Raw genomic sequence first — 22,672 nt, 5'->3', positions numbered from 1 at the left:
TCCATGTCTGCCTCGGGTTCCAGCCGCCAACGCCGCATCGGCCTGACCGGCGGCATCGCCAGCGGCAAGAGCACGGTGGGGCGCCTGCTGATCGAACGGCACGGCCTGCCGCTGCTCGATGCCGACGCCTTCGCCCGCGAGGCCCTGGCCCCCGGCAGCCCGGGCGCCCGGGCCGTGGCGGAGCGCTACGGAGACCTGGTGGCCGGGGGGAACCCAGTGCAGGTGGACCGCGCTGCCCTGGGGAGGATCGTGTTCGCCGATTCCGCTGAGCGGACCTGGCTCGAGGGCCTTGTCCACCCGGCGGTGCGGGCGAGATTCGAGGCCGAACTGGCGCGGCTGGTAGCCGAGCCCGTGGTGGTGCTGATGGTCCCGTTGCTGTTCGAGGCCGGGCTGGAGGGGCTGTGCAGTGAAATCTGGCTGGTGGACTGCGACCCTGAGGAGCAACGGGAGCGGCTGATGACCCGCGATGGCTTCAGCCGGGCGGAAGCCGAGGCCCGCCTGGCGGCCCAGTGGCCCCTGGAACGCAAACGGGCCCGCGCCGATGTGCTGATCGACAACCGGGGCGCGCCCGAGGGCCTGGAGGTTCAGGTGCAGCGGGCCCTGGCCCTCAGCCCTTGAGCTTGGCCACGAGCACCTGGTTGGCCAGCTTCGGGTCGGCCTTGCCGGCGGTGCGCTGCATCAGCTGACCTATAAAAAAGCCCTGGAGCTTGGTCTTGCCGCCACGGAACGCCTCCACCTCAGCCGGGTGGGCCGCCAGCAGCTCCTCGACAATCGCCGTGATCGCCGCCGGGTCGCTGATCATCCCCAGGCCCCGTTCCTCGACGATCGCGGCGGGGGAGCCGCCTTGCTCCAACAGCTCCGGCAGGATCTCCTTGGCGATCTTGCCGCTGATCGTGCCGCCCTCGATCAGTTGCACCAGCTCCGCGAGCTGCTGGGGCCGCAGGAGCATTTCGCCGTAGGCGAGGCGGTTGGCGTTGACATGGGCGGCGATGTCGCCGGTGATCCAGTTGGCCGCCCCCTTGGGGTCGGCGCCGGCCGCCACCGCGGCCTCGAAGTACTCCGCCATCGGCCGCTCATCGGTGAGCACGCGGGCGTCGTAGATCGAGAGCCCCAGCTGTTCGGCGTAGCGGTGGCGCTTGGCGGCCGGCAGCTCCGGCAATTCGGCGCGCCAGGCTTCACGCCGCTGGGGCGTCACCTCGATCGGGCCGAGATCGGGTTCGGGGAAGTAGCGGTAGTCGCTGCTGCCCTCCTTGCTGCGCATGCTCTTGGTGAGCTGTTTGCCCTCATCCCAGAGGCGGGTTTCCTGGAAGATCGGCTCCCCGGCCTCGATTGCTTTGATCTGGCGTTCGATCTCGTGATCGCAGGCCTTCTGGATCGCCGAGAAGGAGTTCATGTTCTTGATCTCCACCTTCACCCCGAAGGGTTCATCGGGCCCGCGGCGCACGGAGATGTTGACGTCGCAGCGCAGGGAGCCCTCCTGCATGTTGCCGTCGGAGACACCGAGGTAGCGCATGATCCGGCGGATCTCGGAGGCATACTCAGCCGCCTCGCGGCCCGTGCGCAGATCCGGCTTGGAGACGATCTCCGCCAGGGCCACACCGGCGCGGTTGTAGTCCACCAACGAGTGGGTGGAGCCCGCCAGGCGGTCGCTGCCGGCGTGCACGAGCTTGCCGGCATCCTCTTCCATGTGCAGGCGCTCGATGCCGATGCGCTTGGTGTAAGTGTCCTTGCCCTTTTCGGCCACCTCCACCTCGATCCAGCCGTTCTCGGCGATCGGCTGATCGAACTGGGAGATCTGAAAGTTCTTGGGCAGGTCGGGGTAGAAGTACTGCTTGCGGTCGAACTTGCAGTGCTCGGCCACCTGCAAATTGAGTGCCAGCGAGGCCTTGACCGCGTACTCCAGCACCTTCTGGTTCAACACCGGCAGGGTGCCGGGCAGCCCCAGCACCACCGGATCGATATGGGTGTTGGGGTCATCGCCGAAGTTGGTGGAGGCGGCCGAGAAGATCTTGCTGGCGGTGGCCAGCTGCACATGGGTTTCCAGGCCGATCACGGCCTCCCAGCTCCCGTGGCCGATCGCCGACGCCATACCGCTTCACTCCCTTGGCTGAGGGGGCGATCCTAGGCAGCGGCCTCAAACGTCAGCTCCCGGTAACCGCTGAGGGCATCGAGCTGGCGCTCGAAGCGCACCGCCAGCGGCAGCAGCAGGGCGATCTCGGCGGTGGTGCGGATGACGTTGCCCGCCAGCAGATGGCCGCCGCGGCAGTGGCCGCCCTGATCGGCGGCTGTGAGATGCAGGTGAACGCCGCCGGGGCCGAGGCTGCCCTGGAGGCTGAGCAGTTCCCAGGGGCCCTCCAGCTCCAGAACCCGGTCGCTGCCGGCGGGGCGGAACACCAGCCCCTGGAGGCTGCCGATGGCCGAGGCCACCCAGGCGGCGGCGATGGCGCGTTCGTTCACCAGGGCCTCCAGAGCCCCGCGCAGGTCGGCCCCCGGCGACAGCCGCAGGCTGAGCAGCCCTGTCGGCGCCGCTGATCCGGGTGGATAGGTTGTCGTCATGACTGGGGCCACAGGCGAACCGATCCTGATCCTGGGGGGCGGCCTGATGGGGCTGGCGATCGCCCACCAGCTAGCCCGCCGCGGCCAGGCGGTGACCGTGCTGAGCCGGAGCCGCAGCGAGGCGGCGGGCTTCGTGGCGGCGGGGATGCTGGCGCCCCATGCGGAAGGGCTCTCGGGGGCCCTGCTGGCGTTGGGCCAGCGCAGCCTGGAGGCCATTCCGGCTTGGGTGGAGCAGATCGAAGCCGACAGCGGCCTGAGCTGCGGCCTGCGGCCCTGCGGGATCGTGGTGCCGTTCGCCAGCGCCACCGAGCGGGACGCCTATCCCACCGCCAGCCTGGGCACGCCATTGGATCGCCCCGACCTCGAGCGCGAGATCCCCGGCATCGGGCCTGGCTTCCAGGCGGCCCTGCTGTTCGAGCAGGACGGCCAGATCGACAACCGCCGCCAGCTGATGCGGGCCCTCGAACGCGCCTGCAGCGCCCACGGGGTGGCCTTCCAGGAGGGCGCCGAGGTGCTGGACCTGCACCAGGAGGCCCAGGCCACGGCCCCCCGGCTGACGGGGGTGCGGCTGCGGCGGGCGGAAGGGGACGAGCAGCTTTTGAGCTGTGGCAAGGCCGTGCTGGCCTGCGGCGCCTGGAGCGCCCGGTTGCTGAGCGAGCTGTCGGTGTTTCCGGTCAAAGGACAGATGCTGTCGCTGCAGGGGCCGATCGGGGCCCTGGCACGGGTGGTGTTCGGCCCCGGCACCTACCTGGTGGCGAGGGAGGACGGCCTGCTGGTGGTGGGCGCCACCTGTGAACCGGAGGCGGGTTTCGCTGAGGGCCTCACCCCGGCCGGCCAGCGGCAGCTACAGGCGGGAATCGACGCCCTGCTGCCGGAGGCGGCTCAGTGGCCGCCGATGGAGCGCTGGTGGGGCTTTCGCCCCTGCACCCCCGACCAGGGGCCCCTGCTGGGGGCGAGCCCGCTCGCAGGCCTGGAGCTGGCCACCGGCCACCACCGCAACGGCGTGCTGCTGGCGGCGATCACCGCCGAGCTCATCACGGCCAGGCTGCTGGGGGATGAGCTGCAGGCGGCGGATCGGGGCCTGCTAGAGGCGTTCCGTTGGGACCGCTTCAGCCCCCGGGCGCCGGCGGCGGGGATGCCGGCGGTGACTCCGGCAGGGTGAACACCGGCGTGGGCCCCATGCCCTTCACCGGCGGTGAACCCTTCGATTGGGGCGCCAGTTCATCGCGCACCAGGTCTGCGGTGACCTGATCGAACAGCACCGGCACCTCCAGGGTGCGGGTGAGACCCTCCAACCGGCTGGCCAGGTTGACCGTGTCGCCGATCACGGTGAAATCGAGGCGGCGGGGGCTGCCGATCTGGCCCACCACCACATCGCCGCTGGCCAGCCCGACGCCGTTGCCCAGAGGCTCGATGTCGCGCTGGGCCCAACCCAGGTTGAGCCGTTCGAGCGCCTCGCGCATCGCCCGGGCGCAGCGCACCGCCGCCAGGGCCTCCTGCTGCTCGCCGCGGCTCACGGGCGAGCCAAACACCGCCATCACCGCATCGCCGATGAACTTGTCGACGGTGCCGCCGTGGGCCGTGATCACCTCCACCATCTCGCCCAGGTATTCGTTCAGTTGACTCACCAGCAGCTCGCTCTGGCCGTCGAGGGTGCGCTGGCGGGTGAGCTGGGTGAAGCCCTTGAGATCCGAGAACAGCACCGTCACCCGCAGCACGCGGCCCCGCAGGATGCCGTCGGCCGCCTTGGGATCGGAAAGGATCTCCGCCACCACGCTGGGGGCCACGTAGCGCTCGAAGGTGCGCCGCAGGCGCCGCCGCTCCCGCTCCTCCTGCAGGTAGGCATCGCCGCCATAGAGCAGCCCGAGCACCACGAGCCCTGAGGCGGGGGCCAGCAGGGGCAGCCAGCGGTGACTGCGCTGCAGGGCGAAGAAGCCCGCGGTGACCACCAGCACCAGGGCGGCGCCCACGAGGGCGAGGCGCCAGCCGATGCCGCCGCGCCAGAGGCCGAGGGCGGCCACCAGCAGCACCGGCGCCAGGGCCAGCAGCGCCCGCCAGGGAGCCGTGGTGGGCCAGGGGGCCAGGCCATCGCCGGCCAGGGAATTGGCGGTGGCGGTGGCCAGCAGCTCCAGGCCGGAGAGGTTGCCGAAGGGGGTGGGGTTGCCCGCCTCCCCCTGGGAGACCACGGGCCCCACCACCACCAGGGCGTTCTTCAGGGAACCCCGCAGGGGATGGCGGCTCCAGCGGGCCGGATCGAGCACTTCCCAGGCCGACAGGCGCGTGAAGCTGCCCTCTGGCCCATAAAAATCCAGGGCCATGGCCGGATCGTTCTGGCGGGAAGACCGTCCCCCCAGCTGGAGCAACGTGGCCGCCAAGGAAGGCTGGGGCTTGAGGCCATTGGCCGGCAGCAGTCTGCGGCCGTAGGCCTCCGGGTGTCGGTCGGGATCACCCGCCTGGGCGGGCAGGGTGTTGGTGAGCCCCAGGGCACCCGATCCGCCAACGGGGGTCATGAAACGCTCCGGGCGCACCAGGGTGAGCCCACTGCCCACCTGGGCATCCTGGGGCTCGAGCATCTCGGCGGCCAGGGCCACCTTGCCGCGTTGCGAAGCCAGGGAGCGGGCCAGGGCGGTGTCATCGGCGAACCCACGGCTGCTGGAGCCCTCGAAGACCACGTTGAGGGCCACCGCATCGGCACCCGCCTCCAGCAATCGACTGGCCAGTTGGCCATAGCTGGCCCGCGGCCAGGGGAGGGTGCCAATGCCCCGGGCCCAATCGGGCATGGCGCCATGGCCCTCGAACCAGGCCCCCTGCTGCAGGGTGGCATCGTCGATCGCCACGACCATCACCGACCTGGGCGGTTGGCGCGGGCCCCGCCAGCGCACCAACTGGTTTTCAAGACCTCGCTCCCAGCTCTTCCAGGGGCCCAGGGGCCAACCGCCCAGCCCCCCCACCAGCAGCACGATCGCGCCGGAGGCCAGGGCGATCACGGCGGGGCGTTTCATCGCCGCCTCTCAGTGGTCAGCAGCCAAGCCCCAGCGAAGGCCCCCATCAGAAGAAACGGGGGAAGCCGAAGCTGGGCACCGACGGCGCATAGGGGACCGATGGAATCGACACCCCCGGCACATAACTGCGGATGTAGCTCTCCAGCGAGCTGAATCCAGGCAGGGAGGAACTGAAACCTGAGAACAGGGGACCGTTCAGAACGCTGGTGTAGTCCGAAGGCGACAGACGCAGGATCGCCAGCACCACCCCCACGGGCGAGAGCTGCACCTTCTGCCCCGCCTCCACCGTGGTGCTGGGGGCCCCGGTGGGCTCGCCATCAAGGCTGGGGGCCACCTCCACCGAACCCTCCAGCACCGAGAGTTCGGCGTCGCCGCTCTCGGAGACGTCAATCACGTAGTTGGTGCCGCGCACGCTCATCCGCGACGACTTGGTGCAGCCGTTCTGCTTGCCGGAGACCAGGATCTGCCCCTTATCGAGCAGGAAGCAGCTGGCACCCAGCTTGAGCTGGGAAAAGCGGTTCAAGCGGCCGGCGGCACCCCCCTCGAAGGCCAGCTGGGCGCGGCTGCTGCCGGTGCTCACCTGCTGGGGGGAAGCCGCTTTGTCCTTCACCCGTGCCGGCTTGCTGTCGATGTAGAGCTCCTTGCCATCGAGGATTTCCTGCACCGTGGCGGCATCGGCGGCGCGGGCGGCAGAGCCGGTGCCCGCGTCCAAGCCCATGGCCAGGGCGAGGCCCACCAGGAGCCCTGAAGCGGAAAGGGAGCCCAGGCCAGCGGAGCGGCGCCGGAGGGAAGCGACCATCGTCAGCCAGTGGCAAGGGGCGCCATTCTGCCCCCGGTGACCAGGCCTGGCCCCCTCGGCCTCAAGCCTCCGGCCGCAGACCCTCCAAGGCATACACCGCCAGGGGCGTCGGCCAGCCCTTGACCGTGTGCTCACCGAGCGGCACCACCTCCGCCCGTTCCCCCAGCAGGGCCAAGAGCTCGCCGCTGATCAGGATCGAGTGCTCCGGGAAGCGGCGGGTGAGCCCTTCCAGGCGGCTGGCCACATTCACGCTCGATCCCACCACCGTGAACTCCAGGCGCTGGGAGGAGCCCAGGTTGCCAGCGATCACCTCACCGAAGTGCAGGCCGATGCCCTGGCGCAGGGTCGGGCGGCCCTCACGCTCCAGCTCGGCGTTGAGGGCCTCCAGGCTGCTGCGCATGGCCAGGGCGGCCCGTGCCGCCGCCAGGGCCTCCTGGCGGTCGCCGCGGCTGCGGGGCACCCCGAACTCCGCCATCAGCGAATCGCCGATGAACTTGTCCAGCAGCCCCTGCTCCTCGATCACAGCGGTGGCGATCGCTTCGAAGTAATTGTTGAGCAAGGCAAAGAGGGCCGCTGGCTCCAGCTGGGCGCTCAGGGGGGTGAACCCCACCAGGTCGGTGAACAGCACCACGCAGTCGGCGCGGCTGCCCCCCACCTGGGTCCAGAGCGGCCCCGGCTCCCGCAGGATGTCCTTGAGCAGGGTGGGGGAGATGCGCCGGGCCAGCACCTGGTGCAGGTAGGCGCGCTCGCGGCTCTCCTTGAGCCACTGGCCGCCGCCCCGCACGGCACCCGCCGCCAGGGGCATGGCGACCAGGGCGGCCCAGGGCAGCACCAGGAAGGCCCGGGCCCAGAGCAGGGCCCCCAGCCCCAGGGCCGCCGCCGCCAGGGCCAGGCCCGTGACCAGGCTGGCGGAGGCATTGGGGCCGCGGCGCAACAGCAGCGCTGTGGCCAAGCCCCAAGCCAGCAGCAGCAGGGTTTCCAGGGCGGGCTCCGGCCGCGCCAGGCCGTCGCCCCGCAGCACGCTGGCCAGGGCGGCCGCCTGCACCTCCGTGCCGCTCTGGGGTCCGTAGGCCGTCTCCAGCAGGCCGCCGAGTTCGGGAGCGGTGGCGCCGATCAGCACGGTGCGCCCACGCCAGAAGCCTTCGGGCTGCTCCAGCACCCGCCAGGCCGGCACGCTGGCCACACGGCCGGCGGGGCCAGGAAAGTTGATGCCCAGGGGCTGACGCGGCGGCCGCCGGCCCGTGGCCACAAACGGCAGGGGATCGGGGCGGGGCGGGGCGAACGCCGCCAGGTTGCTCTCCAGCCACTCCAGGCCTGGAATGGCGTCGCTGAGGCCCTGGGGGCTCTGCAACAGGGTGGTGAGACCGCTGTGGAGGAAGGGGTAGATCGGGCGGTCCAGCTGGGAACGCTCCACCCCGTCCTGGCTTTCGCGGCCATAGGCCGCCGCCAGAATCACCCGATCACGCCAGGGGGCCAGGCGCGCGCTGAAGGCCTTGTCATCGGCGGGGCCATAGCGGCTGGGCTGGCCGTAGACGACGTTGAACACCACCCGGGCTGCCCCCCGCTCCAGCACCGCCGCCGCCAGCTCCGCCTGCAGGGCCCGCGGCCAGGGCCAGGGGCCCATGCGCCGCCACAGCGGCGATCGCTGTCGCTCCTCGGGGCCCAGCAACCGATCGAGGGCGAGCGAATCGCCATCCACCGCCAGCACCACCAGCGACGGCGGCGCCGGGCGCGGGCCGCGAAGGCGAAAGAACTGGGCCCCGATCGCGGCATCGGCGGCCACCAGGGCGAGGCCGACGGGGCTGGTGCGCAGGGCCGGAAGAGCCAGGAGCAACGGCGCCAGCAGCGCCAGACCCCACAGGGGCGGCCGCCTCAACGGTGCCCGGCGGCTGGGGCTTGGGCTGGAGCTGCGCTCCTGGGGGCTGAATGGAGGGCGTCGATCTGCCGATCGATCAACGGCAGGGTGTCCATCGGCGTGCTGAAGCTCTGGAAAAGCGGGTTGCGCTCGCGCCGGCCGCGGGCCTCCACGGGGCTGAGCGGGCGGGGCAGGGCCCAGGTGTCACCGGTCTTGGTCATGACCTGGCCGCCTTTGAGCTGGATGCGCTTGCCGTCGTCGGTGGCCACCTTGACGAGACCCTCCCAGCTCAGGAACAACACCCTCTCCGCGCTGGCATCGATGAACACCGTGGTGCCCACGATCGAGGCGGTGGCCACCCGGGTGCGGATGCGCAGCGGCGGCCAACCGCCCTTCTGAGCGGGATTGATCCAGGCAATGATCTGGCCCCGGCGCAGGTCCAGCTCCTCACCAGCCAGATGCAGTTCGGCATCACCGCCGAGGCGGAAGCTGCGGCCATCGGCCAGGCGCACCTGCAGCCGTCCGGGGCTCTGGGTGCGCAGCACCGTGCCGGGGGCGAGCAGCTGTCCGGGTTTGGCTGCCACCTCGGAGGCCCCTGCCGCGCGTTTGAAGGCGGGCCGGGCGGCCACATCGACGATCCGGGAGCTGGGCTTTTTCGTAGGCGTTGCCGCGTCAGCCCATCCAGCGGCCAGGGCGGCGCTGATCGCGGTGGCCAGCACCAGGGGACGTCCGCGGACCTTCATGGCGAAGACGCACAAGTCCCCCCAGCCTGCCAACCCCGGCAAGGGCCGGAACTGGCCCAAGCCAAAAGTCAGCCCGCGGCTGGCTCAGCCTTCGCTGCGCCAGGTCTGGTCGGAAGGGGTCCAGTCGCTGAGTTCCTCGGGGCGGAACCACAGGCCGATCTCGAAAGCGGCCGTTTCCGGGGCGTCGGAGCCGTGGATCACATTGCGGCCGATGTTGATCGCCAGATCACCGCGGATGGTGCCGGGTTCGGCCTCCAGGGGCTTGGTGGCGCCGATCAGCTTGCGGGCGCTGGCGATCACGCCGTCGCCCTCCCACACCATGGCCACCACGGGGCCGCTGGTGATGAACTCCACCAGGCCCGCGAAAAAGGGGCGCTCGCGGTGCACGCCGTAGTGGCTCTCGGCCAGCTCACGGCTGGGGGTGAGCTGCTTGAGGCCCACCAACTTGAAGCCCTTGCGCTCGAAGCGGCCGAGGATTTCCGCCACCAGGCCCCGCTGGACCCCATCGGGCTTGATCGCGATGAAGCTGCGTTCGCTGGTCATGGGTGCTTGATCCACAAATCCGGACCATCGTCCGCGCCAGTCGGCCCCCTTGGCAAGCACAGTGGAAACGCTTCATGCCCCCTGAGCGCACCGATGGTCGCCTCGAGCACCGCTGCTGATGCCGCTGCTGACGCCAATTACGGCGCCATTGCAGACCCCACTGCGGGCGGGACAACCTGGTCGGTGGCGGACAGCGCCCACCTCTATGGGCTCGATGGCTGGGGGGAGCCCTACTTCTCGATCAATGGCCGCGGCCACGTGATGGTGCAACCCCGGGGCGACCGGGGGGGCTCGTTGGATCTAGTCGAGCTGGTGCAGGGGCTGCAGGGACGGAACCTGGGCCTGCCGCTGCTGATTCGCTTTGATGACATCCTCGAGGACCGGCTGGAGCGGCTGCACGCCGCCTTCGAGCGGGCGATCGCCCAGTACGGCTACTCCGGCCGCTACCAGGGGGTGTTCCCGGTGAAATGCCACCAGCAGCGCCACGTGGTCGAGCAGCTGGTGGAGAGCGGCCGGCGCTGGCATTTCGGTCTGGAGGCGGGCAGCAAGGCGGAGCTGCTGATCGCCCTCTCCCTGCTCGATGACCCGGAGGCACTGCTGATCTGCAATGGCTACAAGGACCGTCGCTACATCGAAACGGCGATCCTGGCCCGGCGGCTTGGGCGCCAGCCGGTGGTGGTGATCGAGCAGGCCGATGAGGTCGAGCGGATCATCGAGGCGAGTGCGGCCCTGGGGGCAGCACCGTTCATCGGCGTGCGCGCCAAACTTTCGGTCCGCAGCACCGGGCGCTGGGGAAGTTCGGTGGGGGATCGTGCCAAGTTCGGCCTCTCGATCCCCGACCTGCTCACCACGGTGGAGCGCCTGAGGGCCGCGGGGCTGCTGGGGGAGCTGCGCCTGCTGCACTTCCACGTGGGCAGCCAGATCAACGACATCGCCGTGCTCAAGGACGCCCTGCAGGAGGCGGGCCAGATCTACGTTCAGCTGGCCCAGCTGGGGGCGCCCATGGGCTACCTCGATGTGGGCGGTGGCCTGGGCATCGACTACGACGGCAGCCGCACCGCCACCGCCGCCTCCACCAACTACTCGCTGCAGAACTACGCCAACGACGTGGTGGCCACGGTGCGGGAGTGCTGCGAACCCCTGGGCGTTGCCCTGCCCACCCTGGTGAGTGAGAGCGGCCGGGCGCTCGCCAGCCACTTCAGCGTGTTGGTGTTCGATGTGCTCGGCGCCGCCGGCGTGCCGGACGCGGTGCCCGAAGCGCTGGAGGGTGAACCGCTGATCGTGCGCAACCTGCGTGACACCCTGGCCGGCATCAACGCCACGGAGCACGGCGACACCCGGCACCTGCAGGAGGCCTGGAACGACGCGCTCAAGTTCAAGGAAGACGCCCTCTCGGCCTTCCGCCTCGGCTACCTGAGCCTGCCGGAACGGGCCCTGGCGGAGCAGCTCACCTGGGCCTGCTGCCAGGCGATCGCCCAACGGCTACCAGCCGTCGGCGTACCCGATGAGCTCAAGGGGCTACAGGCCGCCCTGGCCAGCACCTACTACGCCAACCTCTCGGTGTTCCGTTCAGCGCCCGACACCTGGGCGATCGATCAGCTGTTCCCGGTGATGCCGATCCACCGGCTGGGCGAACGACCCGATCAGCTCGGCAGCTTCGCCGACCTCACCTGCGACTCCGACGGCAAGCTGGCCCGCTTCATCGACCGCGGTCAGGTGAAGCCGCTGCTGGAACTGCACGCGCTCAAGCCAGGCGAGCCCTACTGGATCGGCTTGTTCCTGGGCGGGGCCTACCAGGAGGTGATGGGCAACCTGCACAACCTGTTCGGCAGCACCAACGCCGTACACATCCGCCTGGCCGCCGGCGGCGGCTACCGCCTGGATCACGTGGTGCGGGGCGACACCAACGCCGATGTGCTCCAGGCGATGGAGCACCAGCCTGAGTTGCTGCTGGAACGGCTACGTGTGGCCAGTGAGGCGGCGATCAGCCGCGGCGATCTGCGCATCAACGACGCCCAGCGGCTGATGGACCACCTGGAGAGCAGTCTGGGGCAGATCACCTACCTGCAGTGAGGGCGAGGCTCAACGGCCGCTGATCCGGCGACGCACCGCCTGAATCACCTCCCGCAGGCTCTGCTGCAGCTGGGCCGGGCTTGGGGCCACCCTGCCTCCGCCCTCCAGGCCGAGCTTGGAGGCGGTGTCTTCCAGCGCCTTCTGCTCTGAGGACGTGAATTGATCGTTCACCTGCTGGGGAGACAACTGCTGCACGGCCCGATCAAACAGGCCCTGGGGGCCGCCCGAAAGGCTGAGCACCGCGCCGGAAGGCCAGGTCTGATTGAAGGCCGTAGAGGGGAACAGCGCTTGCAGCAAGCGCAGGCTGAACGGATCCGCAGTGGCCCCCGTTGCGGCCAAGGCGGCCGAGGGGGCGGCCGCGGGGGCAGACGGAATGGGCCGTGTCCATTCGAGATTGAGCTGCACCGGCTGGCTGTAGATCGAGCCATCGGCCAGCAGGACGGCCGATTCCGCCAGGGCCCGCTGATCCGCCGCCGTGAACTGCTCCATCACCTGCAGGGATGAGAGCAACTGAATCGAACGCTCCGCCACGGTCGACGCGTCCACCACCCCACCGAGCACGGGACCCGGGGGCCAGGCCGTGCTGATCGCCGCTGACGGGTACAGATCCTGATAGAGCCGCAGGGCGCTGGGCTCGACAGCCGGCATCAGAGACGCCAGCAGTGAAGGGGCCGCCTCCGCCACAGCCCCGGCCCCGGCCCCGGCCCCGGCCGAGGGGAACAGGTCCTGGGCCAGGCGAAGGTTCATCAGTTCGCCGAAAGAGCGAGCGGCCTCCAGGGCGAACACCGGGTTGCTCAGCAGTTCGGGATCAAGCTGCAGGGGCTGGCCATAGGGCGAAGCGAGGGCCAGATCGCTGAAGAGCTCAGCGAAACTTCCCGACGTGGGGCTGTCCCACACCGCCAGGGGACCCTGAGCTGACGTCATCCAAGTGTCGGCGAACAGGAACGCCGATTCGCTCAGGCTGATCGAGAGCGGATCGATCCCCACTTGCTCCCACTGGGCGACCAGCAACGAACCCGGTGCCGTGTAATCAACGCTGGAGAGCGGAGAGCTCTGACCAAGATCGACGCTGAACTGGAATGCCACCTCAGCGGGCAGCGCCTCGATCGAGGGCAGATCAGGCAGCACCGTCACGGCGCCCAAGTCCACGCCGTTCACGAACAGACGGCCGCCGATGATGCTGGCGTTGTTAACGATTGAGCCGGCGAACAGGCTGAACGACGCCCCACCGCCGCCGACCAGGGATGTGGCGGCATCGAGACTCAAGGTGGCGGTGTTGGCCGAACCCAACAGGATCGAGCCACCACTGAGACCGACCACGTTCAATGTGGAGCCGACCAGGGCGATGGCACGGCCGTCGATGGTGATCGTGCCGCCCAGGCCCGGCGGATCGGCCACCAGGCTGCTGTTGGTAATGGTGGTGCTGCTCGGCAGGGTTTTGAGACCCAGCTGAATCAAACCACCGTCGCTGGCACCGGAGGTGTTCAGCGTGGCGTTGGTGAGTGTGAGCGAGCTGCCATCAAGCTGCACCGTGCCGCCGGCACTGCTGCCGCTGGCATCGACGCGGGCACCCAGAAGGCTCAGGGGGCCGCCGCTGCTCACGGAGATCAGAGCGCCGGGGCTGGTGAGCAATGAACCGGAGGCAAGCAAGGTGGGGCCGCTGGAGCTGAGGCTGATGGGACCACCAGCGGAGCTCACAGCGCCGCTGAGATTGAGGCCGCCGGCGCTGCTGGAGAGGCTCACGGGGCCCGTAGCCCCCACGCCACTGAGGTTCAGGTCGCCGCTGGTCTGGGTGATCGCAACGCTGGAGAAGTTGCTGCCAAGGCTGCCGCCGTTCTCCGTGTAGGTCCCATTAAGCGCGAGTGGGCCGCTGCCGTTCACCAGCCCTTCGTTGATCAACGTGGCGGTGGAGAAGCTGCCGCCATTGAGGCTCAAGCTGGCGCCGCTGGCCACGGATGTGGCACCACTCACCGCCAGGGAACCACCGGTGATGCTGAGGTTTTGATCGTTGAAGAGGCTTTGCAGGTTGGTGCTGCCGGCGGCGGCGTCATAGGTGAGGGCGCCGCTGCCGACTGGGATCGCCACGGCGGCCACGTTGGAGCCGCTGGGCAGGGCATCCCAGTTGGCCGGATCGCTCCAGTTGCCGGCAGTGGAGGCGCTCCAGGTGGCGAGGGGGCGGATGGCGATGTCGGCGGAGAGGCTGCTGGAAGGCAGCAGGCTGTAGTTGGCAGCGTCGGTGCCACCAAGGCCCAAGCCGCTGACGGCCACGGGCTTGGCCAGGCCCACGTTGGCATCGGCGAACAGACCTGTGCCACCAGCAAGGGCCACACGGTCACCCGCGATCAGACCCGTAAGGGTCGCGCCGCTGGTGCTGATCGTCGCCACGGTGTTGCCGTCGTAGACCTTGTTGTTCGCGAGAACCCCCGTGGCCGTGAGGTCTAGGGGACTGATCGTGTAGATGGACGCTGACGTGAAGCCCGAGAAGGAGTAGTTCGCCGCATCAGAGCCGCTGAGGGCCGTGCTGGCGGATTGGGTGTAACCGCCAACGATGGCTTGGCCGCCGGTGCTGAGGATGGAGGTGTTGACGGAGATGGCAGAGCCGACGAGATCACCGGAGAAGAGATTGCCAAAGCTCACCGCGCCTGGGGTGAGGGCAGAGCCGTAGGTCGAACTGCCCGAAGCAATCGCTGCGCCTGTGAGCGCCAGCGGGCTGATTGTGTAGTTAGGCGTTGATGTGAAGCCCGAGAAGCTGTAGTTCGCCGCATCAGAGCCGCTGAGGGCCGTGCTGGCGGATTGGGTGTAGGCACCAACGATCGGGTTGCCGCCCGTGCTCAAGGTGGAGGTGTTGACCGCAGCGGCAGCTCCGACGAGATCACCGGAGAAGAGGTTGCCAAAGCTCACCGCGCCTGGGGTGAGCGCTGAGCCGTAGATGGAACTGCCCGAGCCGATCGCCGCGCCTGTGAGGGCGAGCGGGCTGATCGTGTAGTTGGGCGTTGAGGTGAAGCCCGAGAAGCTGTAGTTCGCCGCATCGCCACCGATGAGGGTCGTGCCAGCGGATTGGGTGTAGGCGCCAACGATGGAGTTACCGCTACTGCTCACGCCGCCTGTGTTGACGGAAGCCGTGGCGCCAACGAGATCCCCTACGAGGAGATTGCCAAAGCTGACGGCGCCGGGGGCAAGTGCTGAGCCGTAGATGGAACTGCCCGAAGCGATCGCAGCGCCTGTGAGGGCCAGCGGACTGATCGTGTAGTTGGGAGTTGATGTGAAGCCTGAGAAGCTGTAGTTCGCCGCATCGCTACCGCTGAGGGTGGTGCTGACCGTTTGGGTGTAGGCGCCAACGATGGAGTTGCCGCTACTGCTCACGCCGCCTGTGTTGACGGAAGCCGTGGCGCCGACGAGATCCCCTGAAAAGACATTGGAGAAGCTGACCGCACCGGGGCTGAGGGCCGAACCGTAAATGGAGCTGGAGGGCGCAATCGCGGCACCGGTGAGCGCGAGGGGATTGATCGTGCCCAGGGCGGTACCGGTCGCTGTTGAGCTGGCCAACTGGTAGCCATACACCGCGACCGCACCCTCGCTGGCCCCGGTGATCGCCACCCCAGCAGCGGAGACATCCTTACCACTGCCGGCATCCTTCGCACCACGCCCCCCGGTCCCGGCCGATGTGTACGTGCCCAGCGTGGGATTGTTCACCTGTACGGTGTCGCTGTCGATCGCGCCAGTGACGAGATAGTTGCCAGCCGCGAGCGGGGCTGCCACGGTGCCGTCGTAGGTCTTGCTGATGCTGCCGGTGAGGCTGGCCGTGACCGTTGGCGTGGCGCCGTAGAGGAAGCCATTGCCGGCGCCCACTACGGGGGTCGCACTGCCGTAGGTGATGCCGTATTGCTTGAAGGCATAGCTCAAGCCGCCGCGGTTGTCGGTCAGGGGGCTGGCGGAATAGACCAACCAGCGCGCCCCTGGTGCGACCGCTAGCGCCCCGGCGCCGGCCAGGTTGGTGAAGGCGCCCGTGCCGGCCTCGAGCACCAAGGAACTCCCCGTGCTTGCCGTGGCGTTCAGCACGACACCGGGCTGCAGCGTCAGCCCTGTGGCACCGCGGCCCAGCAGGGTGGTGGCCGTCACGGGTCCATCGATCAGCAGGTTTCCAGCCGCCGCCGTGAACGACACCGGTCCATTGACGCTCCAGGCGCCCGGGCTGAGATCACCGCTGGCCTGGTTGAGCGTGACCCCGGTGAGGCTGGTGCCCGTGGTTCCGCCCGTACGCGTGAAGGCATTGGAAACCGTGAGGCTGCCGCTGCCACCCAAAGCTCCGCCGTTGAGGGCCAACGACGATGCGCTGAGGGGCGATTCAATGTTCAGGGTGCCATTAACGGTGAGATCGCCAGCGAGGTTGGAGGCGGTGCCTGGATCGTTCAGTGTCAACGACCCACCGGAATTGATTGTGAGGTTGTTAGCAACAAGGCTGTTGAGCCCCTTGACGCTCTGGCTGCTGGAGAGGGTCACATCAACACCGCCCACCAGGTTCAGGTAGGCCACATCGGTGGTGGTGGGCAATTGATCGCCGCTCCAGTTGGCGAGGGTTTCCCAGCCGGTGGTGCCGCCGCCGCCATCCCAACAGACGCCCAGGCAGCTCAGGCCGGAATTGGTGAGTCGGTAGACGCTGCCCACAATCGCGCCGTTGAATCCCGAAGGCAGATTCGAGCTGGCAAAGCTGCCGGTGGTGGTGGCGGAGAGGATCACATCGAAGTTCTGGCCTGGGCTGGGGCTATAGCCATTGATCAACTGGGCGTTGATCGTGCCATCGAGGCTTGCGTTGCCGACGACGTTTGCAGTAAACAGCCTGTCGTATTGGCTTCCCGTGGCGCCACCAATGTCCAGGTTGAGCACGGAGGTGCTGCCCAAGATCAGGTTGTCGGCGCCTATTACTCCAACCACGCCATCACCACCGGGGCTGATCGTGCCAAAGTTGATCAACGTGCCAAAATAGACTTCAATGCCACCCGAGAGGGTGCCGGTGGAGGCATTCGTCAAGTCGGATTGGACCTGAAAGCTTGCATCTGAAGCCGTCTGAATCAGCCCATTATTCTGTATCAAAGAATTAGGGCTAACCACTAACGTGCCAGATCTCACATCCACCAAGCCGTTGTTGGTCAGATTCACGCTACCCAAGAAGCTAATTCCCAGCCCACTCTTGCGCAGCTCTCCTCCAGTCAAATTGTTGAACGCGAACGTGAATGATCCGGCAGCATCCCAGACATCACCGATCTCCACATCGAACAAGCCGCTGTTATCAATTACACCATCAGCACTATAATTTAATCCCTCAGCCAACCATTGAACCGTCCCCTGATTCGTCAGCCGACTCAAGCCATACGTGCCAGGAACAATCCCACTCCCGCCACCCACCACCAGCGTTGCCCCACTCCCCACCGTTAATGATCCCGCTCCAGCAAGGGTGCCGCCGGCCCACACCGAATTTCCATTCAGTGTTAGCGCTCCATTGGTCGTCAACGCGCCATCGTAGATGGCTAGTTCACCATTCAATGTGGAGCTCGTTCCTGAATCATTCAGGGTCAACAAACCACCGGAATTGATCGTGAGGTTGTTACCCACGATGCTATTGAGACCTTTGACGCTCTGGCTGCTGGAGAGGGTCACATCGACACCGCCCACCAGGTTCAGGTAGGCCACATCGCTGGTGGTGGGCAATTGATCGCCACTCCAGTTGGCCAGGGTTTCCCAGCTGGTGTCACCACCGCCGCCATCCCAACAGACCCCCAGGCAGCTCAGGCCGGAATTGGTGAGCCGGTAGACGCTGCCAAAGACGATCGCCCCATTGAAACCAGAAGGCAGATTCGAGCCGGCAAAGCTACCGGTGGCGGTGCCGCCGGATGTGATCACATCAAAGTTCTGGCCCAGGCTGGGGCTAAAACCATTGATGAGTTGGGTGTTGATCGTGCCCCCGAGGTTCACATTGCCCGAAACCGCCAGCCGGTCGTATTGACTGCCAGGCGTGGCGCCGCCCAGGTCGAGGTTGAGTACGGAGGTGCTGCTCAGGGCCAGGACGCCGGTGATGCTGAGAGCACCCGCCACGCCATCGCCGCCGGGGCTGATGGTGCCGAGGTTGGTGAGCGTGTTGCCGGCGCCCACATCGATGGTGCCAAAGCCCGAGAGGGTGCCGGTGGAAGCATTGGTGAAGCCGCCGCTCTTCTGAAAAACGGCTCCAGCGGCCACATCAATCGCGCCCGACTGGGTCAGTGAACCGCCAATCGACAGCGTGCCCACATCAACATTCACCGTGCCCGTGTTGTTGAAGTTGACGTCAATCGTGTGCGCACCGACCACCGTCTGGTTCAATGTCCCCGCATTGATCACCTCCGCTGTGCCGGCCCAATAGCTCAGCGGCGTGCCAGCGGCGCTCGATAGATTCAAGGTCGCGCCCACCGCATTCGTCAGCGTGTTGGCGCCCCCTCCGACAAAGCCAAAGTAGATCAAGTCATCACCACCGATCGTCAGTGTGCCTTCGTTCACCCAGTTCTTACCGTTCGAAATGTTTAGAGAGCCTCCACTCACGCTGGGCATGTTCACCGTGCTGGTGCCCTGCGTCGTGAACAATCCAGGTCCACTCAGGTAGCTGGAGGAGGTGACGTCAAACGCCCCACTGACCGTCACATCACCCGTGCCACCTAGCGTGCCGCCATCGAGTTGCAGATTGCTGCCGATCGTCAGACCACTGTTGGCATTCACCGTCGCACCCGAGACGCTCAGCGTTCCCAGGCCGGTGATGTTGCTGCCCGCATTCAGGTCGCGTGTACCGCTGCTGAAGTTGAGCGTGGTTCCCGCATCCACCGCGTAGCTGCCGCTGTCGCTACCGCTGCCGCCAATCGACAGCGTGCCCACATCAACATTCACCGTGCCCGTGTTGTTGAAGTTGACGTCAATCGTGTGCGCACCGACCACCGTCTGGTTCAATGTCCCCGCATTGATCACCTCCGCTGTGCCGGCCCAATAGCTCAGCGGCGTGCCAGCGGCGCTCGATAGATTCAAGGTCGCGCCCACCGCATTCGTCAGCGTGTTGGCGCCCCCTCCGACAAAGCCAAAGTAGATCAAGTCATCACCACCGATCGTCAGTGTGCCTTCGTTCACCCAGTTCTTACCGCCCTCAAGGTTCAAGTAGCCTCCGAGCTCACTGGGCATGTTCACCGTGCTGGTGCCCTGCGTCGTGAACAATCCAGGTCCACTCAGGTAGCTGGAGGAGGTGACGTCAAACGCCCCACTGACCGTCACATCACCCGTGCCACCTAGCGTGCCGCCGTTGATCGTCAGTCCACCGTTCAAGCTGGAACTCGTGCCTGAATCATTCAGCGTCAACGACCCACCGGAATTGATCGTGAGGTTGTTTCCAGCGATGCTGTTCAGCCCTTTGACGCTCTGGCTGCTGGAGAGGGTCACATCGACACCGCCCACCAGGTTCAGGTAGGCCACATCAATGGCGGTGGGTAAAAGATCTCCACCCCAGTTCGCCACATTTTCCCAGCTGGTGTCACCACCGCCGCCATCCCAGCAGATCCCCAGGCAGCCCAGGCCGGAGTTAGTGAGCCGGTAGACGCTGCCCACAATCGCCCCGTTGAACCCAGAAGGCAGATTGGAGCTGGCAAAGCTGCCGGTGGCGGTGCCGCCGGCGGTGATCACATCAAAGCTTTGCCCGGAGGGTACGAAGCCATTGATCAGGGGGCTGTTCAAGGTGCCCCCCAGGGTCACGTTGCCTGAAACCGCCAGCCGGTCGTACTGACTGCCAGCGGTGGTGCCTCCCAGTTCGGCTTCAATGATGCCGCTTGCGCTGCTGACGAAATTGCCGGTGATGTTGAGCGTGCCCGCCGCGCCCGTACCGCCGGGTTTGATCGTGCCGTTGTTGGTTACCGTACCGGTGCCCACATTGATGGTGCCGCTGCCCTGGATCGCGCCATCGCTGGAGAAGGAGTTGTTAGCGGTAGCGAGCGTGGAGCCCGCTGAAACAACGAGTGTTCCTGTGGCGCCGTTGGTGAAGCTGGTGGGCGTAATGGACCAGGTGCCGCCGGTGGTGGAAGCGATTGTGCCGTTGTTGATGATTGGGGCCGCAGAGCTGTTGGTCAGCGTCGTGGTGCCTGCGCCGGAACTTTGCAGCGTCACGCCAGGGCCGATCGTCAGGGTCTGGCCGCTGACCCCCGACCCGGCGAAGATGGCGCCACCACTGCTGCTGACCGTGGCGCTGCTGGCGCCTGGAGCCAGGCCGAGGGTACGAACTCCTGTGGTGACGAAGTTCCAATTATTCGCTCCCTTGTTCACTGTCACGCCATTAGTCAGCAGCAGATCGTTGGCGATGCGCAACGTACCGTTGATGCCCACGTTGGAGCCGATCGTCATCCCATTGAGCGTGCCTAAGCCCGAGGTCAGCACAGGGGTGGTATCGGTGTTGATCAGCGTGCCGCCTAAAAGCGTGCCGCTGAGCTGCGTCAGCCCACCGCTGCCGAACAGGCCCGCCGAGCCCACATCCAACGTGGCACCCGCCAGGTCGAAGGTGCCGGGAATGAAGACCGAACCCCCGGTGCGATTGGAGGCACCTGGGTTGGCATTGGTGAACGTACCGCCCAGATTCAATGTGCCCGAAGGGCCAACATTGAAGACACCCGTGCTCCCATTGCTCCAACTCGTCGAACTGATCGACACCGTGCCGTTGTTGGCTGTCACCGCACCGTTGTTGATGAACCCGGCGGGCAAAATCGACCAGGTGCCACCAGTGGTGGAAGCGATTGTGCCGTTGTTGATGATGGTGCTGGCGGTGCTGTCTCTCAGCTGCGTGGTGCCTGCGCCGGAGCTCTGCAGCGTCACGCCAGGGCCGATCGTCAGGGTCTGGCCGATGACCCCCTGGCCGGCAAGAATGAAGCCCCCGCTGCTGATGACGGTGGCGCTGGTGGCCCCTGGGGCCAGCCCCAGGGTGCGCAGACCGGTGGTTCCAAAGCGCCAGATGTTCGCTTCTTTGTTCACCGTCACACCATTGGCCAGCAGCAGATCGTTGACGATTCCCACTTCGTTACTGAAGGTCATGTCGGTGCCAATCGTCACGCCGGTCAACCGAACGAAGAAGGGCGCCAGGTAGGAACCTGTTCCACTTTTGTCAAACCGAAGATTCCGAAAGTCGTCAATTAGCGTGAAGTCGCCATTGCCAGCAAGGTTCAAGTTACCGCCGTTCAAGTCGATGAAGGTACCAGAAGTCTGCCTCTGTACGGATCCACCGCCGACGTTGTCCGAATTGGCAACCAAATTCAGGTTCAATGCACCCGCTAATGAGGAAATGTTGGCATTGAGGTTGATGTTGTTGTGGGCGCTCAGGCTGAGGGAGGCAGCGCCGCCGGCCGTTTTGCTGATCGGGGCGGAGACCGTGATGTCACCCGCCTGGGCACCACCGGCACTGGTGGCCAGGCTCACGCTGGTGCCCGCGTTCAAGGCTGCATTGATTGTGGAGGCGGCGATGACGGCGCTGTCGCCTGTGGTGGTTGCGTTGGGGAAGCCGCTGACATTGCTGTCGGGCCCGCTGGCATTCACCGTGAGGTTGTTGGGATCCAGCAGCCAGGTGCCTCCCTTGCCCAAAGGGGCCGAGGCATCCGGCGCCCGACTGACCGCCAATTGCTCGCGGCCTGAGGTTTCCACGAAGCCGCCATCACCGCCCGCCGGGCCGCCGCGGGCGCTGATCGCCCCATCCACCAGGGTGGCCCTCTCAGCCCACACCACCACCTGGCCGCCGTTGCCCGCCTGGGTGGTATCGGCCTTCAAGCTGCTGCTGCTGTCCACCATGGTGTTGATGGCGTTGGCGCCCCCCAGGCTGAGGGGGCTGCCCTGAACCCCGCCGCCCACCCTGATCACACCGCCGCCGCCGGCGCCGCTGGCATCCACTTGGGCCGCCGCAAGGGTCACGCTGGGGGCCGTGAGCTCGATCGTGCCGCCCTTGGCCATTGGCCCCGTACCCGTGGCGGTGATCGCGGACGAACTCGTGAGGCTGGTGCCGGCCTGCAGGTTGATGGTGCCGCCAGCACTGGACCCGTTGGCCTGGATCGGTGCGCCGTTGGTGAGAGCGCCCGCCGCGTTGATCGTCACCGAGCCACCGCTCGTGCCGCTGGATTCGATCGGTGCGTCCTGCCGAACGGACTGGCCCTGGATCTCCACCGACCCGCCCTTCGCCTGCAGCCTCGCCGCCTGCAGCAGCACGTTGCCCCCCTGGGCATCCAGCAGCAGGCCCTGATCCACCGTCAGCAGACCGCCGGCGATGCTGAGATCGCCGTTCTTCTGGATCCCCAGGGCCGCAAGAGTTGCCGGATCGTTCACCGCACCGGCAAGGCCGCTCACAGGCGCTCCGCTCAACAGGGCCGCCTGACCGGCTGTGGTGCCCGCCGCATCGAACACACCATTGCCCACCCGCCAGCCCGTGGCGGTGCTCAGGTTCAGCTGCTGGATGTTGGCGAAACCGCCGGCGCCGCTGATGGCGATGCCGCCCGGGGAGAGCCAGAACAGGTTGCCGGGGCTCGAGAACGAGACAAGTTTGTCGATGAAGCTGCCCAGGGGGCTCGTCACCCCAACGAACACGTTTTGGGCGCCGCCGGTGGAGAAATTCACCCCCGTGATGCCGCCGCGCGTGTCGAAGGCGGAAAAGCGATGGAAGAGGTTGCGGCCTGCTGCCGTGCCACCGCCCACCTGGCACAGGCCTAAGCCGCAGCTGCCGCCCAGCTGGCCGTTCACCGCGGTGCCCAGGCCCAGGGCGCCGCCGGTGGCGCTCACTTCGCCGGCGACGACAGGACCCCCCGCCAGGATCAGAGCCCAAAGGCCGATGGCATGACGCAGCGCGATGGATGGGGCCATTCGAGTCCGTTTCAAGAAACTAAGGCCTATGTCAGACCTTTTGGCGGTTGATCCTTGATCGATCACTGAGAATCTGCTAAGTGCTGCATCACTGCAGCAGCTAATCCGTAGCCCTCGCTACTAAACATGACTTCATCGACTTGCCCAACGGCGCACCTATCCTTGCCCCCTAACGGTTTCAAGCCATCTCCCCAGCGCCGCGCATCATTGGCCT

The 22,672-nt window shown here is 67.1% G+C and carries 11 protein-coding genes; 3 read left to right on the top strand and 8 right to left on the bottom strand.

The features are described 5' to 3' along the window. Positions 1-3 precede the first annotated feature (3 nt). Positions 4-618, top strand: coding sequence for a dephospho-CoA kinase (gene coaE, locus KBZ13_RS07820; RefSeq protein WP_255007990.1), 615 nt, complete (start codon positions 4-6; stop codon positions 616-618). Here the strand turns inward: coaE and gatB are convergent. Next, positions 608-2,089 (bottom strand): Asp-tRNA(Asn)/Glu-tRNA(Gln) amidotransferase subunit GatB, encoded by a 1,482-nt coding sequence (gatB, locus tag KBZ13_RS07815; RefSeq protein WP_255007988.1) that lies wholly within the window; start codon positions 2,087-2,089, stop codon positions 608-610. The genes coaE and gatB overlap by 11 nt on opposite strands. Positions 2,090-2,121: 32 nt before the next feature. Then, positions 2,122-2,556 (bottom strand): PPC domain-containing DNA-binding protein, encoded by a 435-nt coding sequence (locus KBZ13_RS07810; protein ID WP_255007986.1) that lies wholly within the window; start codon positions 2,554-2,556, stop codon positions 2,122-2,124. Here KBZ13_RS07810 and KBZ13_RS07805 point away from each other — a divergent pair. Beyond that, positions 2,555-3,718 carry an FAD-dependent oxidoreductase gene (locus KBZ13_RS07805; protein ID WP_255007984.1) on the top strand — a complete coding sequence of 388 codons (1,164 nt, stop codon included), beginning with the start codon at positions 2,555-2,557 and terminating at the stop codon, positions 3,716-3,718. The genes KBZ13_RS07810 and KBZ13_RS07805 overlap by 2 nt on opposite strands. On the opposite strand, the gene KBZ13_RS07800 is transcribed toward KBZ13_RS07805, so the two are convergent. From KBZ13_RS07800 to ndk, 5 genes are all read right to left on the bottom strand, one after another. After that, a complete protein-coding gene (locus KBZ13_RS07800) occupies positions 3,666-5,558 on the bottom strand; it encodes an adenylate/guanylate cyclase domain-containing protein (RefSeq protein ID WP_255007983.1) in 1,893 nt (630 codons plus the stop codon). The two genes, KBZ13_RS07805 and KBZ13_RS07800, sit on opposite strands and share 53 nt — an antisense overlap. Before the next feature lie 46 nt (positions 5,559-5,604). Next, positions 5,605-6,357 carry a FecR domain-containing protein gene (locus KBZ13_RS07795; protein WP_255007981.1) on the bottom strand — a complete coding sequence of 251 codons (753 nt, stop codon included), beginning with the start codon at positions 6,355-6,357 and terminating at the stop codon, positions 5,605-5,607. Positions 6,358-6,418: 61 nt separating this feature from the next. Beyond that, a complete protein-coding gene (locus tag KBZ13_RS07790; protein WP_255007980.1) occupies positions 6,419-8,233 on the bottom strand; it encodes an adenylate/guanylate cyclase domain-containing protein in 1,815 nt (604 codons plus the stop codon). Next, positions 8,230-8,955 carry a FecR family protein gene (locus tag KBZ13_RS07785; protein ID WP_255007979.1) on the bottom strand — a complete coding sequence of 242 codons (726 nt, stop codon included), beginning with the start codon at positions 8,953-8,955 and terminating at the stop codon, positions 8,230-8,232. Before KBZ13_RS07785 ends, KBZ13_RS07790 begins: the two co-directional genes overlap by 4 nt. A gap of 84 nt (positions 8,956-9,039) precedes the next feature. Then, positions 9,040-9,498, bottom strand: coding sequence for a nucleoside-diphosphate kinase (gene ndk, locus KBZ13_RS07780; RefSeq protein WP_255007978.1), 459 nt, complete (start codon positions 9,496-9,498; stop codon positions 9,040-9,042). 93 nt (positions 9,499-9,591) lie between these two features. Between ndk and speA the strand changes: the two genes are divergently transcribed. Then, positions 9,592-11,571 carry a biosynthetic arginine decarboxylase gene (gene speA, locus KBZ13_RS07775; protein ID WP_255007977.1) on the top strand — a complete coding sequence of 660 codons (1,980 nt, stop codon included), beginning with the start codon at positions 9,592-9,594 and terminating at the stop codon, positions 11,569-11,571. Positions 11,572-11,580: 9 nt separating this feature from the next. On the opposite strand, the gene KBZ13_RS07770 is transcribed toward speA, so the two are convergent. After that, positions 11,581-22,458 (bottom strand): beta strand repeat-containing protein, encoded by a 10,878-nt coding sequence (locus KBZ13_RS07770; RefSeq protein WP_255007976.1) that lies wholly within the window; start codon positions 22,456-22,458, stop codon positions 11,581-11,583. Between the last annotated feature and the right edge of the window lie 214 nt (positions 22,459-22,672).

The sequence above is a fragment of the Cyanobium sp. ATX 6F1 genome (assembly GCF_024346315.1).
Lineage (GTDB): Bacteria > Cyanobacteriota > Cyanobacteriia > PCC-6307 > Cyanobiaceae > ATX-6F1.
Note: the sequence above shows the minus strand (reverse complement) of the source record. Positions and strands in the feature narration are given on the sequence as shown.

What these genes read in the sequence shown, in the direction of transcription:
- KBZ13_RS07810 (WP_255007986.1), bottom strand. Translation starts at nt 2,556, where the DNA reads ATGACGACAACCTATCCACCCGGATCAGCGGCGCCGACAGGGCTGCTC.
- KBZ13_RS07785 (WP_255007979.1), bottom strand. Translation starts at nt 8,955, where the DNA reads ATGAAGGTCCGCGGACGTCCCCTGGTGCTGGCCACCGCGATCAGCGCC.
- speA (WP_255007977.1), top strand. Translation starts at nt 9,592, where the DNA reads ATGGTCGCCTCGAGCACCGCTGCTGATGCCGCTGCTGACGCCAATTAC.
- coaE (WP_255007990.1), top strand. Translation starts at nt 4, where the DNA reads ATGTCTGCCTCGGGTTCCAGCCGCCAACGCCGCATCGGCCTGACCGGC.
- ndk (WP_255007978.1), bottom strand. Translation starts at nt 9,498, where the DNA reads ATGACCAGCGAACGCAGCTTCATCGCGATCAAGCCCGATGGGGTCCAG.
- KBZ13_RS07805 (WP_255007984.1), top strand. Translation starts at nt 2,555, where the DNA reads ATGACTGGGGCCACAGGCGAACCGATCCTGATCCTGGGGGGCGGCCTG.
- KBZ13_RS07800 (WP_255007983.1), bottom strand. Translation starts at nt 5,558, where the DNA reads ATGAAACGCCCCGCCGTGATCGCCCTGGCCTCCGGCGCGATCGTGCTG.
- KBZ13_RS07795 (WP_255007981.1), bottom strand. Translation starts at nt 6,357, where the DNA reads ATGGTCGCTTCCCTCCGGCGCCGCTCCGCTGGCCTGGGCTCCCTTTCC.
- KBZ13_RS07770 (WP_255007976.1), bottom strand. Translation starts at nt 22,458, where the DNA reads ATGGCCCCATCCATCGCGCTGCGTCATGCCATCGGCCTTTGGGCTCTG.
- gatB (WP_255007988.1), bottom strand. Translation starts at nt 2,089, where the DNA reads ATGGCGTCGGCGATCGGCCACGGGAGCTGGGAGGCCGTGATCGGCCTG.